Annotated in this window: 27 protein-coding genes and 1 pseudogene; 23 read left to right on the plus strand and 5 right to left on the minus strand. The window is 61.2% G+C overall.

Annotated features, from left to right (window positions below; translation table 11 throughout):
* Genes GGI60_RS12505 through GGI60_RS12595 form a run of 19 tightly spaced genes read left to right on the plus strand, consistent with a single transcriptional unit; the run spans position 1 to position 8,485 of the window.
* On the plus strand, positions 1-366 hold the full coding sequence (locus GGI60_RS12505) for a hypothetical protein (protein WP_183916097.1): 366 nt from the start codon (positions 1-3) through the stop codon (positions 364-366).
* A complete protein-coding gene (locus GGI60_RS12510; RefSeq protein WP_183916099.1) occupies positions 356-631 on the plus strand; it encodes a hypothetical protein in 276 nt (91 codons plus the stop codon). Before GGI60_RS12505 ends, GGI60_RS12510 begins: the two co-directional genes overlap by 11 nt.
* On the plus strand, positions 624-770 hold the full coding sequence (locus GGI60_RS12515) for a hypothetical protein (protein ID WP_183916101.1): 147 nt from the start codon (positions 624-626) through the stop codon (positions 768-770). The genes GGI60_RS12510 and GGI60_RS12515 overlap by 8 nt, the downstream gene beginning before the upstream one ends.
* Positions 770-1,570: a hypothetical protein gene (locus GGI60_RS31965; protein ID WP_246720374.1), complete on the plus strand. Its 801-nt coding sequence runs from the start codon at positions 770-772 to the stop codon at positions 1,568-1,570. Before GGI60_RS12515 ends, GGI60_RS31965 begins: the two co-directional genes overlap by 1 nt.
* A complete protein-coding gene (locus GGI60_RS31970) occupies positions 1,563-2,174 on the plus strand; it encodes a hypothetical protein (RefSeq protein WP_183916103.1) in 612 nt (203 codons plus the stop codon). The genes GGI60_RS31965 and GGI60_RS31970 overlap by 8 nt, the downstream gene beginning before the upstream one ends.
* Entirely contained in the window at positions 2,167-3,342 is a 1,176-nt protein-coding gene (locus GGI60_RS12530) for a phage Gp37/Gp68 family protein (RefSeq protein WP_183916105.1), read from the plus strand. Before GGI60_RS31970 ends, GGI60_RS12530 begins: the two co-directional genes overlap by 8 nt.
* Entirely contained in the window at positions 3,339-3,809 is a 471-nt protein-coding gene (locus GGI60_RS12535) for a hypothetical protein (protein ID WP_183916107.1), read from the plus strand. Before GGI60_RS12530 ends, GGI60_RS12535 begins: the two co-directional genes overlap by 4 nt.
* Complete coding sequence (locus GGI60_RS12540) at positions 3,806-4,216, plus strand: hypothetical protein (RefSeq protein WP_183916109.1); 411 nt, start codon at positions 3,806-3,808, stop codon at positions 4,214-4,216. The genes GGI60_RS12535 and GGI60_RS12540 overlap by 4 nt, the downstream gene beginning before the upstream one ends.
* Positions 4,213-4,644, plus strand: coding sequence for a DUF4326 domain-containing protein (locus tag GGI60_RS12545; protein WP_183916111.1), 432 nt, complete (start codon positions 4,213-4,215; stop codon positions 4,642-4,644). Before GGI60_RS12540 ends, GGI60_RS12545 begins: the two co-directional genes overlap by 4 nt.
* Positions 4,641-5,135, plus strand: coding sequence for a hypothetical protein (locus tag GGI60_RS12550; RefSeq protein ID WP_183916113.1), 495 nt, complete (start codon positions 4,641-4,643; stop codon positions 5,133-5,135). Before GGI60_RS12545 ends, GGI60_RS12550 begins: the two co-directional genes overlap by 4 nt.
* A complete protein-coding gene (locus GGI60_RS12555) occupies positions 5,129-5,347 on the plus strand; it encodes a hypothetical protein (protein WP_183916115.1) in 219 nt (72 codons plus the stop codon). Before GGI60_RS12550 ends, GGI60_RS12555 begins: the two co-directional genes overlap by 7 nt.
* The gene (locus tag GGI60_RS12560; RefSeq protein ID WP_183916117.1) at positions 5,344-5,595 is read left to right on the plus strand and encodes a hypothetical protein; all 252 of its coding nucleotides are present in this window, start codon (positions 5,344-5,346) and stop codon (positions 5,593-5,595) included. Before GGI60_RS12555 ends, GGI60_RS12560 begins: the two co-directional genes overlap by 4 nt.
* Positions 5,595-5,816 carry a hypothetical protein gene (locus GGI60_RS12565; RefSeq protein WP_183916119.1) on the plus strand — a complete coding sequence of 74 codons (222 nt, stop codon included), beginning with the start codon at positions 5,595-5,597 and terminating at the stop codon, positions 5,814-5,816. The genes GGI60_RS12560 and GGI60_RS12565 overlap by 1 nt, the downstream gene beginning before the upstream one ends.
* Positions 5,813-6,358: a DUF1643 domain-containing protein gene (locus tag GGI60_RS12570; RefSeq protein WP_183916121.1), complete on the plus strand. Its 546-nt coding sequence runs from the start codon at positions 5,813-5,815 to the stop codon at positions 6,356-6,358. The genes GGI60_RS12565 and GGI60_RS12570 overlap by 4 nt, the downstream gene beginning before the upstream one ends.
* The gene (locus GGI60_RS12575) at positions 6,355-7,038 is read left to right on the plus strand and encodes a phosphohydrolase (RefSeq protein ID WP_246720375.1); all 684 of its coding nucleotides are present in this window, start codon (positions 6,355-6,357) and stop codon (positions 7,036-7,038) included. Before GGI60_RS12570 ends, GGI60_RS12575 begins: the two co-directional genes overlap by 4 nt.
* A 10-nt stretch (positions 7,039-7,048) precedes the next feature.
* On the plus strand, positions 7,049-7,492 hold the full coding sequence (locus GGI60_RS12580; RefSeq protein ID WP_183916123.1) for a hypothetical protein: 444 nt from the start codon (positions 7,049-7,051) through the stop codon (positions 7,490-7,492).
* Positions 7,492-7,761, plus strand: a complete 270-nt coding sequence (locus GGI60_RS12585; RefSeq protein ID WP_183916125.1) for a hypothetical protein — start codon at positions 7,492-7,494, stop codon at positions 7,759-7,761. Before GGI60_RS12580 ends, GGI60_RS12585 begins: the two co-directional genes overlap by 1 nt.
* Positions 7,761-8,273 (plus strand): hypothetical protein, encoded by a 513-nt coding sequence (locus tag GGI60_RS12590; RefSeq protein ID WP_183916126.1) that lies wholly within the window; start codon positions 7,761-7,763, stop codon positions 8,271-8,273. The genes GGI60_RS12585 and GGI60_RS12590 overlap by 1 nt, the downstream gene beginning before the upstream one ends.
* Positions 8,255-8,485 (plus strand): hypothetical protein, encoded by a 231-nt coding sequence (locus GGI60_RS12595; protein ID WP_183916128.1) that lies wholly within the window; start codon positions 8,255-8,257, stop codon positions 8,483-8,485. The genes GGI60_RS12590 and GGI60_RS12595 overlap by 19 nt, the downstream gene beginning before the upstream one ends.
* 290 nt (positions 8,486-8,775) lie before the next feature.
* On the opposite strand, the pseudogene GGI60_RS12600 reads toward GGI60_RS12595, so the two are convergent.
* The 4 genes and pseudogenes from GGI60_RS12600 to GGI60_RS31980 all read right to left on the minus strand — a co-directional run bounded on the left by GGI60_RS12600 (position 8,776) and on the right by GGI60_RS31980 (position 10,432).
* Positions 8,776-9,089: pseudogene (locus GGI60_RS12600) on the minus strand (hypothetical protein).
* A 282-nt stretch (positions 9,090-9,371) separates the two neighbouring features.
* Positions 9,372-9,575: a CsbD family protein gene (locus GGI60_RS12605; RefSeq protein ID WP_011425094.1), complete on the minus strand. Its 204-nt coding sequence runs from the start codon at positions 9,573-9,575 to the stop codon at positions 9,372-9,374.
* Positions 9,576-9,772: 197 nt separating this feature from the next.
* The gene (locus GGI60_RS31975) at positions 9,773-9,952 is read right to left on the minus strand and encodes a hypothetical protein (RefSeq protein ID WP_246720376.1); all 180 of its coding nucleotides are present in this window, start codon (positions 9,950-9,952) and stop codon (positions 9,773-9,775) included.
* 270 nt (positions 9,953-10,222) lie between these two features.
* Complete coding sequence (locus tag GGI60_RS31980; RefSeq protein WP_246720377.1) at positions 10,223-10,432, minus strand: hypothetical protein; 210 nt, start codon at positions 10,430-10,432, stop codon at positions 10,223-10,225.
* Here GGI60_RS31980 and GGI60_RS31985 point away from each other — a divergent pair.
* The 4 genes from GGI60_RS31985 to GGI60_RS12630 all read left to right on the plus strand — a co-directional run bounded on the left by GGI60_RS31985 (position 10,431) and on the right by GGI60_RS12630 (position 12,934).
* Positions 10,431-11,003 carry a hypothetical protein gene (locus GGI60_RS31985; protein WP_246720378.1) on the plus strand — a complete coding sequence of 191 codons (573 nt, stop codon included), beginning with the start codon at positions 10,431-10,433 and terminating at the stop codon, positions 11,001-11,003. The genes GGI60_RS31980 and GGI60_RS31985 overlap by 2 nt on opposite strands.
* Entirely contained in the window at positions 11,000-11,269 is a 270-nt protein-coding gene (locus tag GGI60_RS12620) for a hypothetical protein (protein WP_183916132.1), read from the plus strand. Before GGI60_RS31985 ends, GGI60_RS12620 begins: the two co-directional genes overlap by 4 nt.
* 197 nt (positions 11,270-11,466) lie before the next feature.
* Positions 11,467-12,387: a hypothetical protein gene (locus GGI60_RS12625; RefSeq protein WP_183916134.1), complete on the plus strand. Its 921-nt coding sequence runs from the start codon at positions 11,467-11,469 to the stop codon at positions 12,385-12,387.
* A gap of 187 nt (positions 12,388-12,574) precedes the next feature.
* The gene (locus tag GGI60_RS12630; RefSeq protein WP_183916136.1) at positions 12,575-12,934 is read left to right on the plus strand and encodes a low affinity iron permease family protein; all 360 of its coding nucleotides are present in this window, start codon (positions 12,575-12,577) and stop codon (positions 12,932-12,934) included.
* Positions 12,935-12,949: 15 nt separating this feature from the next.
* Here the strand turns inward: GGI60_RS12630 and GGI60_RS12635 are convergent, their stop codons facing one another.
* Positions 12,950-13,357 (minus strand): low affinity iron permease family protein, encoded by a 408-nt coding sequence (locus GGI60_RS12635; protein ID WP_183916138.1) that lies wholly within the window; start codon positions 13,355-13,357, stop codon positions 12,950-12,952.
* Between the last annotated feature and the right edge of the window lie 68 nt (positions 13,358-13,425).

Below are 13,425 nucleotides of genomic sequence, written 5' to 3' on the forward strand. Positions count from 1 at the left end.
ATGGCCGAGATCGTGCATTTTCCCGCCCGCCCCCTCGCATCCGATCACGCGCGCCCGGCGCTGCACCTCGTCTGCGATATCGCCGACCTGGTCGATGCCGAGACGGAGGCGAAGGCCCACGCCTATGTGGCAAACGCCATGGAAAACCTGGCCTCGGCCAATCTCGAGCTCAATGCCGCCAACATCATCCTGCTCGAGCGCGGCGGCGATGTCGCCGAGCTCGTCAGCGACGAGGTCATCACCAGCCTCTGCCACGCCCTGATCGCCGTCATCGACGCCAGGGGCAACCGCAACGACGACCGGCCGCTGCGCAATATCGCGGCCAAGGCGATCGCCGAGCGGGAGGGAAGCCACCATGGCAACTAGCGCCCTCGCCCGCCAGCCCGCCGCCGGCGCCGATCCCTCGACGCTCTTCTCGGCCGCGCTTTCCCTCCTCCATGTCCGCATGCCGCTGCGCCACGACGCCACGCATTGCGGCACGATCGTCGGCGCCGACGGCAACCCGGTCTTCGTCGTCGACATGAACCGCGAGCGGCCCGACGCCGAGGTGACCGATATCGCCGAGCTGCTGCTGCTCGCCATCAACGTCCACGCCGGCTACCTGCCGGAAGGCGGTCGCGCCGATGGCTGACACCCTCTTCCGCGTCCATTTCGAGGACGGCACCAAGCTCGACATCACGGCCAGCGACGCCGCGGCGGCCGGCAAACGCGCCGGCGACCAGCACGACGGCATCATCAAGAAGGTCAAACGCGTCAAGGGGAATGGGTGATGCTCACTCCGGAGAATAAACTCGTCGACATCGACGATCTCAACAAGTTTCGCATCGGCGATTCGGTGGTCGCTGACCAATGCGCGGACCATGATCGTTTCGAAGGCACGGTCATCGGCATCGAGTTCCAGCGCATTCACGGCCGCATCCTGCAGCCGTCGATCACTCTTCTCCATGATGGCGATCAGATCACGGATGGCTTCAAGCCAGGTGATCTCCGCCGGACCAACAAGCCGTCGCCGGGAAACCGTACCATAACCGGAGAGACGGTTAGGGGAGAGGCTTGTCACCTCTCCCCGTCCGACATCACCCTCTGGAAACCCGAGCCAGACATTCTTATCCACCAGGCGCTCGGCAAGGTAGGCGAGGAAGCCGGCGAGCTCGCCACCATCCTTTTTCGCTGCACCATTCAAGGTCTTGAGGGCAGTGAGCCGGTTTCCGGCAAGCCGAACCGCAAGGCGCTGTTCGACGAGATCGCCGACGTGCTGGCCGCCACCCAGTGGCTGCGCGATCTGATCGGCGACGAGTTCGACCAGGTGCGCTTCGAGCGCAAGCTCGACGGCTTCCGCCGCTGGCAGACCATGCTCGAGGCGGATGCCGGGCACGGTCACTGCGACATCTGCGCCAAGCCGATCGTCGCCGACGATATCTGCGCCACCGATATCGAACTCGGCATCTGCCACGCCGCCTGCCTTGAGGGCTCGCCTGTCGTGGATCTGGAAACCGACGAGCCGACGGCCGGCAAAATCGATACCTATCGTTACGGCGACACCGCGCCGGAGGGCCTCACCGATGTCTGAGACACTCTCCGCTCGCCTCTGGCAAGAACTGACCGGCAAGGAAGGCCGCGCCTCAGCCGATCGCCCCGGAATGTGCCTGATCACATCTGAGGAACTGACGGAATACCTTCATCTCGCCGCTTTCAAATGGGCTGAAGAGCGAACCCACGGCATTCAGATCGAAGAGCTTCGGGACCTCGACGGCGGCCTGATGGGATATTGGGCGCGAGGCCACTACGCGCTGCATCATTTCAGAGAGGCCGCAAACTACTACACCAGCGCGGACGAACGATATGACGAGCGCTACGTTCTCGAGACCGCAAGCATCCGGCACGAATGGTGGCGGACCGTACCGGTCAGCGGTGAGCCCGGCATGGTGCAATACTGCTCAGCCGAGCCGAAGTCGCGCGGCGCCTTCGCCGTCACGGTGACCACTGTCATCGAAGACAGGCAAATCGCAGCGTCAAGCCGCCAGATAGCTGATCACCAGCGCGCCGAAGCTCGCGGCTTCGCGAACGGCCTTAACTGGGCACTGCGCAAACTCGATCAGATCGACAGCGCCGCCGGCGATCGCCTGCTCGCGCAGTACCGTGAGGAGAACAAGCAGGAGCGCGCCCGTGTCTGACGGTACCAAGATCGAATGGACCGACGCCACCTGGAACCCGATCACCGGCTGCGCCATCGTCTCCCCCGGCTGCACCAACTGCTACGCCATGAAGCTCGCCGGCACGCGCCTGCAGCATCACCCGAGCCGCGCCGGACTGACGAAGGACAGCAAGGCCGGCCCGGTCTGGACCGGCGAGGTGCGCTTCAATGAGCAGTGGCTCGCCCAGCCGCTCATCTGGTCGCGCCCGCGCATGATTTTCGTCTGCGCCCATGGCGATCTCTTCGCCGAAGGCGTGCCCGATGAATGGATCGACAAGGTCTTCGCCATCATGGCGCTGGCGCCCCAGCATATCTTCCAGGTGCTGACCAAGCGGCCGGAGCGGATGCGGGATTATCTCAAGACGCCTATGCGCCAATACAAGATTTCCGCCGCCCAGCTCGACCTGCCCGAGCCAGTTCCTTCGCCGGGCATTTGGCCCCACTTGCCGCTTCAGAACGTCTGGCTCGGCGTCTCGGTTGAGGATCAGAAACGCGCCGATGAGCGCCTGCCAACCCTTCATGAAATCCCGGCCGCTCTGCTCTGGGTATCGAACGAGCCATCGCTCGGGGCGATCGACTGGAAGCGCTGGCTCCCGTCCGGCCGGCGCGCGCGTAGCCCGCAGGGGCATGAATTTATCGCCCCGGAATACTTCATGACGAAGTGCGAGCATTGCGGCTGGATAGGCTCTTCCGAGCTTCAGCGCGTCAGTGCAATCGCCGATACCGGAGACTACGACGTCACCTGCTGCAACTGCCACCAGTTCACTGAGTGCGAGGAAATCCAGCGCATCGGCTGGATGGTAGGCGGTGGCGAAAGTGGCGGCGGCTGCCGGCCGATGCATCCTCATTGGGCATACGATTTGCGCGACCAGTGCGCGATCTCCGATACGCCCTTCCTGTTCAAGCAATGGGGCAACTGGATCGTCGCAAGCGCCGAGAACGGCCATCACGACAGCAGCATGGCGACGAACGACGCCATCTGGCTCGACGTCGACGGCCGCCAGGCCAAGCCCAGCTGCGACGGCATGCGCGAGCCGATCGGCATGTTCCGCGTTACCAAATCCCGCGCCGGCCGGAAGCTCGCAGGCGTCGAGCACAACGGCTACCCGCCCCTTCCCGCCCATTTCACCAAGGAGGACGCAGAATGACGAAACCGAGAAAACTGCCGAATGACGATGTCCTGCGTCAGCTGGTGGCCGAGGGCCTGACCCGGGCCGAGATCGCCGCGCGCTACCAGGTGCACCGCACGACGCTTTCGCAGAAGCTGGCCGATCTCGGGCTTGCGGATGCGACCGCGAAGGAGGCGGGCGAGCGACGGCCGTTCCAGGTCGAGGAGGTGAGGCAGCTGCTGCGCAGCGGCATGAGTTTCTCCGATATCGACCGCCACTATGGCAGGACCGTCGGCTGCGCCTGGTGCTTCTGCCGCACTCACAATCTCATTCCTGAGATTCCGGATCTCGACATCCGTGAAGACAAGATCGTCATCGGCATCAACGCCACCGCGACCGATAGGAGCGGCGCAGCCCGCACTGTCCGCATGGCGATCAGCCTGCCGCCGATCAGCATGTTCGCGGCTGCGCGGCAGCAGCGCGGCGAGACGATGGGTGCAAGATGACATTAACCAATCAGGACCGCGCCAACATACGACGGATCTTCGCAAAGATCCGTGGCGACACTGACCGTCTGACAGCCGAGAAGGTCCGCGCCACCGGGGCATCAACCCATCCGGACATCGCCAAGATCATCGCCGCACAGAATACGCTCCGGAAGTGCATCGAAGTGGTCTTCGAGGAATGTCTCCCTTACGACGAGGTTTTCTGCGGCGAAATGGCAGTGCGGCTCGCCGCCTATGCCATTAGCGCCGTCCCGATCGAGCGTCACCAGGACACGCTCGAAGCCGTTGTCGAGGGGCTGCCGTCGGCCCTCGCCAGACGCGTTCGCGATGGTGTGATTATCAGGACGGAATGGGAGACGGGCGGCGTCAGGCATCCCAATGTCCCGCGCAAGGGGGATGTTCAATGACCACGCCCGTCCGCCTCCAGCTGTCGCGCGCGAAAGGATTCAACCTTCAGGCCGCTTCAGAGGCCGCCAATGGCCTTGCCGCCATTAAGGTCGACCGCACGTCGCCCTTCGGCAACCATTACGCCTTCAGCAAGGATCCGTTTTCCAAACCGGCGGTGTGGGATGTCTTCGGCCGCGGCACGATCGTCAAGAGTTGCGCGTCGCGGCAGGAAGCGGTGGAATATGCAATCGAGTGCTATCGCGCAGATATCTGCAACACCGGCCCTCACAATCACCGCCTGATCGATCCCGTGCCGACGCCGGCCGATATCGCCAAGGCGCTGCGCGGCTTCAACCTCGCCTGCTGGTGCAAGCTGGGCGAGCCCTGCCACGCTGACATCCTCCTCGAGCTCGCCAACGCACCGCTGCAGGAGGTCGTATCGCGATGATGATGAAAGCCCTCACCGTCTGGCAGCCATGGGCGTCGCTGATCGCGATCGGCGCCAAGCCCTATGAGTTTCGCGGCTGGCGGCCGCCGGAATCGCTGATCGGCCAGCGCCTCGCGATCCATGCTGGCGCCCGGCCGATGCGGCGCGCCGAGGTGCTGGCGCTGCGTATCAACCTTGCAAATCCCGGCCGCCATCCGACGCCATGTCTCAAGCCAGACATCGCCATCCCGCTGCTCGACAGGATCCTCGAGCAACACAAGAGCGCGGTCGCGTCGTTCCTGCCGCTCTCGCACGTTGTTTGCATCGTCACCGTCGGCAAGCCGAAGTCCGGAGAAGAATGCGCCCGCGAATTCGGCGACGAAGCCGGCAATGACAGTGATCGCGATGGCACCTTCAACTGGGGCTGGCCGATGCTCGACGTTACGCCGATGGAACCGCCCCTCCCGGCGCGAGGGCTGCAGGGCCTCTGGAACTGGAGCGACGCATGCTGAAGGCCGATTCCGTCGCCGGCACGGCGCGCATTGTCTGTGACAGCTGCCCGACATCGATGGACTCGGTGATGGACGCCGATCCGCGCGCCGCCCGCGACAAGGCCGTCCGGGTCGCCAAGATCGCCCGTTGGCTGATCGAGAAACACGCCGGCGCCTGGCAGCACTTCTGCCCGGCCTGCCGCCAGACGAGAGACAGGGGATCGCTGATATGAGCAGGGAAGCCCAGAATAACCTCAGGGACACGATCGTGACGACGCTGGCGGACGGCGTCCGCCAGGGCGTCATGACGCAGATCGATGCCATGGCGATCTGCGCCGAGGCCTGCGCGGCCGTCATCGCCACCATGCTCCCGCCGCAGTATCACGCCGAGGCGCTTGACGTCGTCATCGAGAAGCTGCCGAAACAGGTTGCGTTCCACGCCGCCGAGGCGGCGGCCTATCGCAAGGCGAGGTCGAACTGATGAGCGAGCGCATCAATCTCGAATACCAGGTCGCCGAACTGTTTCGGCTGAAGATGGAAGAGTTTGCCGACTGGTGCGCCGAACACTGGACGGTGACCGAGCTTCAGGCCAAGGCCGACAACATTTTCGACGGCAAACCGCCTGGCTTCCGCGAGGGCTACAACGACGCCATGCGGCACATTCGCGGAGCCGTGGATTGCTTTCTGGAGGATCGGCCATGATCTTGGACCTCTTCCCCGTCATGCAGATGACCGCCGTCATCTCCGATTGCACGCTTTACCGCGACGAGCTGCGCCGCGTCTGGGATGCGGCCAAGCCGATCCTCGTCGTCTGCATGCTCAACCCATCGGATGCCGATCACACCCGCAATGACCCGACCGTGCTTGCCCTTATCGGCTTTGCCAAACTCTGGGGTTATGGCGGCATCCTGATCGTCAACCTGCACGCCTGGCGCTCCTCCTCGCCGAAGGAAATGATGCAGGCGAAGGATTCCATCGGCCCGCGCTGCGACGATTACATCGACCGCGCCTTCATCATCGCCCGTCACCAGAACACGCCGATGCTCGCCGCCTGGGGCGCCGGCGGCGATTATCTCGGCCGCGACCGGTGGCTGATGACCCGCGCCCGCCAGCAGCTCGTCGACCTCGTCTGCCTCGGCCTGACGAAGGACGGCTTTCCCAAACACCCGATGGCCCGCGGCCAGCACCGCATCCCGCGCGACCAGCAGCCGATTATGTTCCAGATCGCAAGGGAGATCGCATGAGAGCGCCCGTAACGGATGATGAACTTGAACAGTGGGCGAAAGTCCGCGCGGATGATGCCGGGCATTTGGCTCGGGAGCTAATCACCTATCGCCGCGCCCCGCCATCGCCTACATCGCAAATGGCGGGGGCCGAAGGGCGGCGCGGAGACTGGATGCAGACCGTCTCCGGCCGGCAATTTTGGCCGCTCGATCCGCGCCCGGAAGATATCTTCATTGAGGATATTGCCCATGCACTTTCGATGATGTGCCGCTTCGGCGGGCATTGCCAGCGTTTCTATTCGGTGGCCGAGCATAGCGTTCTGGTGAGCGAGAACGTGCCGCCAGAAGATGCTTTGTGGGCGCTTCTGCACGACGCGTCGGAGGCCTACATCGCAGACATTGTGCGACCGGCAAAGCGCTTCATCGACGGCTACAAGCAGATGGAGGCCAACATCATGGCCGCCGTCTGTGGAGCTTTCGATCTTCCCTACGTCGAACCCCCGAGCGTCAAGCGCGCGGACAACGCGATCCTCGCCGATGAGGCCGCGCAGATTATGGGGACCAAGCCGAAGGACTGGATTCTGCCAGAGCCGCCGCTGGGCGTCCGGATTATCGGGCTGTCCCCATCAGACGCCAAACGCGTTTTTCTCACGCGTTATCTCGCTCTAACCGCAGCAACGGAGGGGAGCGCCGATGCTTAAGGTTCGCCGCATGCTCTATTGGCGCTGGCGGCCGGATGTTGTCCGGATCGGCATGGGAGCGATCTTTTACGTTCCCGGCTTCATGATCCAGCTGGGGCACCATAACCCGCCATGCCGGGTCTGCGGCACTCGCGAAGAAATATACGCTTGGGATGAATACAATCCCGGCGCTGCGATCTGCATCAACTGCTGCGAACATCCCGACTATGAATATGACCAGTGCGAGCGCCGTCATTTCTGCGTCGAGTGCGGCAATGATGCGCCGTACGATTGGAGCGGCTACGGACCATGCGAAGGCGATGTCTCGATTTCATTAGCCAGCAGCCGCGATCCTGACGAGCCGATAGGCACTCCCATCTCGGAACTCTCCGGCCGCCCTGTCGGCCCATTGCATCCCGACCGGCCAAAGTATGACCGCTTCGTCGCCATCGCCAAATCGTGGGGATACGACTGATGGCCTACGGCGACTATGACGGGCCGGACAGGCCGGACAAAGGCAAGGAAGGCGGAAGCTGCAATCGCACGCGCTGCCAATGCTCCCCAGCCGACTGGTATAACCACGGCTCATACGCCTGGTATTGCGGCGAGTGCAAAGACCAAATTTACGATGCAGTCGGACAGCTTCATTGGGCTAAGGATTTCCCAAACGCGGGACATCCAATGTTCGAAACGCGCGAAATGATGGATGCTCGGAAGCCCATTGCAGAGGCGAAAATCTCCTGATGGCGACCGAGGAAGAAAAACGCAAGCTCGAGCAGGTCCGGCTATCGCTGGAGATGGTCGGTCGCGACTGGTGGGCCGAGGCCGATGGTGAGGCCACGCGCCTGATGGTGCGCGACCCGGCCGATGGCCTGCCGCGGCCGGTCGCCACCTTCGCCGCCGATGCGCCGGCGCCCTTCCTCGACTTCATCATTGCCTCGGCCGACACCACGGCGCTGACGCTCGATCTCCTCGATCGCTGCCGCCGCGCCTATCGCGAGCTCGCCGGCAGCCAGCCGAAGCCGAAGCGCTACGCCGCCGAATGCGCGATGAAGTGCAAGAACGACCAGGCCTTCCGTCAATACCTGATTGAGCGCCACGCCCTCCCCGACGCCACCGATTTCGAGCGCATCAAGATCCGCATGCACTCGATCCTCAGGATCCAGTCGCTCACTGAGCTCGACAGCGACGAGGCCGCCGCCCGCCGCTGGAAAGGCCTGCGCGGCGATTTCGAACAATGGAGGCGAGGACGTTGAGCCGGACGAAAACGCCAACAAAAGAGATTACGCTGGAGCGGCTGGGCGAAATGCTGCTTTTCGCGGCAAAGCTGGTCGACCGCAAGGGACCGATCGCGCAACCGATCCTCGATCGCTGCGAACGCGAGTACCTGGCTGCGAAGCTGAAGCAGGAAAGCAAGGGCGGCAGCCAGGTTGACCGCGTGAAAAAGATGCTGGAAGCCCGCGCCTGAAATCGGGCTACTTTTCGGCATACTTTTTGGACTACATCTCGGGAGCCATAACATCGCAAAAGTGCCTAGACCTCCTACAAAACAAGGATTCTCCCCGCTTCCGCAAATTGGAGCCAAATCCGGCCCGGGGAGCCATTTCTAGAATAAGTGCTGTTTTTGTTGAGATCCGAAAGCAGGCACTTACTTCCCGCTTTCCAAGACGGCCGAAAATGCAAAAGAACCCCCGCCCGGCAGGTGAGTCCGGCGGCGCGCTTGTAGAGCGCCAAGGTTGGCTTCCGTGGCACTGCCGACTAAAAATCGAAATACACGGTCACACCTGACCGACGGCGATAGGGGTAGTAGTCGCGATGGCCGTAATAGTCGCGACTGCCGTAATACCGCGCACGATAGCACGAGCCGTAATACCGGCAGTGGCGGTAAGCGTATCGGTGTTTTTTCCAGTGGCCATACGCATGACATGACCGTGGCGACGGTAATGGACCTGCTCGACGTCGGCGGTGTGCATAGCTACCGCTTTCGGCACGACAATCGGCGTGGCGTTTAGCGGCAGGGCGAAAGATGCAGACAAGACAATGGCTGCAAGCGAGGAAAAAAGCATCTTCATCGGCGCATCCTTTCAAGCTGCGATTCTGGGTTAATAAGCATTAACCTCCGATGAACGACTGCCCGACGCGCCGCTGGTGTGGTCGCAGGTGGTGCTAGAGCCGAGCCATTGGTGTTTCATGCTGCGCGCAGGCGAGAGAGCAAGCGCAGGGTTAGTCAGCGCCCCTATCTAGTGCGCGCAGTGCGCTGCTGCCTTGCCGCTGGCATCTGTTGGATAAAGATGTGAAAATGACACGCCCATCAAATTGGGCGTGCCGAGTTCCAATCCGTTCCCTGATGCAAATTACCAGGTCTGGCGATTGTACCAATCATCGATGTCCTTGCGGGTACGGTCTTTCTCGTAGCCGTAGCGCTCCTGGATCTTGCCTTCGAGCTGATCGCGCTTACCGTTGATGACGTCAAGGTCGTCGTCCGTAAGCTTGCCCCACTGCTCCTTGACCTTGCCTTTCATCTGCTTCCAATTACCTTCGACGCGGTTCCAATCCATGCGTATTCCTCCTGTTGGTTAGGATAGAGGAACGGAGAGGAGCGATAAGGGTTCCGCTTCGGCAAGCCGCTGACCATCGAGGAACCGACATTTTTTCATAGGGGCATCGAGTGATAAGGTTTGCCGTCGGTCGGTCATGCCGCCGGAGCGTTCGACATGGCGTTGAGTTGCTCGGCATCGGATTGAAGCGGCCGACTCTAATAGCTGCACGAACGCCCGTCGCCGGGTCGGAAGCCGTCGTCGCAGGCGCGGTTCATGGAATCGCCCGGCTGATACCCTGATGCCGAGCCATAGGAATTTGGCGGCGTCGAGCAGGCTGAAGCAAGGACCGTCAGAATAACTGTTGCGGCTGTCAAAGATGCCAGAAATCTGTTCATAAATTACTTCTCCCATCGCCGCTTCGCTCGGTAAGCGAGAGCGCCTCGCTCGAGAACAGTGGAAGCGTTTCCCGAGCTCATCCCCTGAAGTCACTCTGCGATTAGATATAGGCGCTCGCCTCGACGGACGTCAGCTCCAGCCGCAAAAATTCTTGCCGACCTTTATAAAACTTATGCAAGACAGCAGGATATCGCCAGCTAGAGCACCCGACGCATCTGCCCCGGAAGCGGTACTGACTTCCGGGGCAAGTTGATAAGCGAGGCGAGCTTTCACCGGCAAGCATTTGCCGCATCAGGCTGTGTCGAGTTATTGCCGGAGGTGGGAGCCGGGTTACCGGTGCCGCCGGCCTGTTGGCGCTGACAATCGTTCGGATCGCCGCCGGAGCCGGTCGCACCGGTCCCACCGGCGCCGATAGTCGTATTTGCGCCGGCACCGTTGGAGTTGGTGTTGCCGGAACCGCCAGTATCCGAACCAGACATGGTGCCGCTGCCGGAACCTGAAGCTCCGCTGCCGCTGCCCGACCCCGAGCCTCCACCTGATTGCGCCATTGCCGACGTTGCCAGACCAATCGTGATTGCTGTTACTGCCATCACTTTCAGAAGCATTGGATATCCTCCTCGCTGCTTCATTGCCGATAGGCAGCAAACAAAAGCCTCTGGAGATTGTTTCGGTTCGGAAGCGTACAGGAACGTGCCTGCGTCGCGCACCGCCTCCGTGGCTGACCGAACGGTCCGCGGAAACGCCTTCATTCTTGACTCGGAGGTCGATGAGAACATAATAGGAACATCGGCGAGGCGGCAGGTGAAAATCGGATTGAAAGCTCTGAAGGAGATCGAGGTCGTGCGTCCGCAGGCAGCCGAGAAATTGGCAGAAGAAACATTGAGAGAAGAAGTCGACGCAGTTGTCGCTTTTCATCAAGGGGACGTCCGTGCCGCCATTACGACGCTGCTGCTGGATTGCCATCATCTGCGACTTCAGCTTGCCCTGCGAGATAAGGTCGTGAGCCGCGCCATCGCATGTGAACGGACAACACGTTTTGAAGGGCCATGAGACATCGTCGTGGTATCGGCCTCGCGCCCCCTGATCGCCATGCCGTCGAAATCGAAAAGGCAACATTGGCGACGTTACCGGAGTGGTTCATCACTTATGCCCGTTGCCGCGCATGTCGCCGCCAGATGTTTATCGACCGCTGGGATATTGCCCGGCGCTACGGCCAGAACCTGTCTCTCGCCAGTCTGGCCAAACGCCTTCAATGCCAAGGATGCGGCAACCGCTCCGGCAATCTGCTGCTCCTTCAAATGCTGCCGCGCGATTGACAGGAAATCGCCCACTTCAAACCGACCGCTCCCACCGGCCGGGAACAAATGCCGTGCTTAAAAGTTGTGTGGCATCAACCACGTAACGTCGCCTTTAACAGGAGGTCTCTCATGGGTCGCGGTATTCTACTTTGGCTGCTCGGCGTTCCACTGCCTATCATCATCCTTTTGGCTCTGTTTATGCGATAGGAACGGTCATGTCGGTTTCAATGACAGAGTCCGGAGAGGTTGCTGCTCCGGTCGAATCCTCCAATTCAGCCATGACATGGGGGCCCATCTTCGGTGGCGCAGCCGCCGCGATCGGAGTAACCCTCATCCTTCTGCTTCTGGGATCCGGGCTTGGGCTGACGATGGTGTCGCCCTGGTCAGGACAAAGCAGTTCGCTCGGAACACTCGGCATTACGGCGGCGATCTGGCTCGTCTTGGTGCAATGGCTCTCCTCGGCGCTCGGAGGCTATGTTACCGGCCGCCTGCGCACAAAATGGGCGGCCGTCCACACTGATGAGGTTTTCTTCCGCGACACCGCGCATGGTTTCATAAGCTGGGCTCTGGCGACGATCTTTGTCGCCGGGTTCCTTGCATCGTCGCTGACAGCGCTGGCGGGTGCCGGTGCGCAGGCGGTGGGATCGGCCGCGCCAGCGGTAGGCTCAACCGCCGCGGCCGCCGGTACGGCAGGGGCGTCGTCGGCAAACTCGCCGCTGGATCTTTCCACCGCCTATTTTACCGACGCCTTGCTGCGTCCCGATCAGGCGCGCGCGGCAGCGACATCCAACGATGCTGCGGCAACATCGGAAGTCTCCCGCATCCTCCTCAATGGCGCTGCCGAAGGGCAAATTCCAGATGACGACAAGGCCTATCTTGCGACAATCGTCTCTGCGCGGACCGGTCTTTCCGAAGCCGATGCACGCACCCGGGTCGATACGGTGCTGAAACGTATCGAAGACGCCAAGGTGGCCACCCAGAAGGCTGCCGACGAGGCACGAAAAGCCGCCTCGACTACGGCATTGCTTGGGTCCTTGTCGCTTCTGGTGGGCGCTTTCATAGCCGCTGCGGCCGCAGCTCTGGGAGGGTCGCAACGCGACGCAGAGGAAGATCTCGTCGTCACTTCCCGCCTTTAATTTAAGCGGGGGCGCTGGCTTTGCTGCGCCCCTTATTTGAATACCTCGGCTCTGCAATGAGCCTAGGAGTAAGAATACGCGTCACGCTAGAAGCGGCACAAGCCAATTTCAAAAATCGCGACATGCCTAGCAATGGAAACGAGTCCGATCTGCTCCATCTTCCCTCGTACGGGCTGTGGAGAGCCATATGCGCTGGAGCTTTCGACTGATTTCCGACCTCGCCGTAGCATGGGCAGGGCATCGTGTGCTTCTTGCCGCGCTGATCGCATTCACAGCTATATGGATCGCGGTGGGTTTGAGCTTTTCCTTCCCCCGGCAGTGGTTTTTGCTGACCAACATGGCGGGGACACTCATCACATTCTTCATCTTGCTACTAGTGCAGCATTCTCAAAATCGGGACATGAAGGCGCTCCATACCAAGCTCGACGAACTGATCCGATCAAGTGAGGCAGGAAACCATTGGATCGCGGCGGAGAAGAAAGATGTCGACGAGATTGAAGGCATGCGGCAGAAGCATCAAGACCAAGTTTTACAGAAGCGAGCCTGACGTAGTGCCGCGCATTTAATCAGCTGTCGCCTCTATCGTAGATTTCTCGTCCGCCTTCTCTTCAACGCTTTCAGCCTTTTCTGCAAGCGCCTTGCTCATTTCTCTGAGCTCGCCCTCGTCCAGCTTCTCGATGCCGACAAATTTGTTGGCGGCTTGGCTCGTCAGAATGAGTTCGTCAAGCTTGGCCTGCAGAGCTTTTCCGTCTCGATTCTGGCTGTTCTGCAACACAAACACCATCAGGAACGTGATGATGGTGGTCGTGGTGTTAATCACAAGCTGCCACGTTTCGGAATAGTCGAAGTAAGGCCCGGAAATCGCCCAGAGGAGTACGAGCATCAGAGCTGCGACAAAGGTGAATGGCCTTCCCGACAGTTCGGCGACGGCGGTTGCGAAGGATGAGAAAAAGTTAGATTTGTTCGACATTCGAGAAGGCTCCCGCAGCGTCAATGCTGTCAATCGAGAACATCAACTCCAGATCCGGGCGGAAGTTC

The organism is Rhizobium lentis, assembly GCF_014200175.1.
In the GTDB taxonomy this organism is placed as follows: domain Bacteria; phylum Pseudomonadota; class Alphaproteobacteria; order Rhizobiales; family Rhizobiaceae; genus Rhizobium; species Rhizobium mulingense.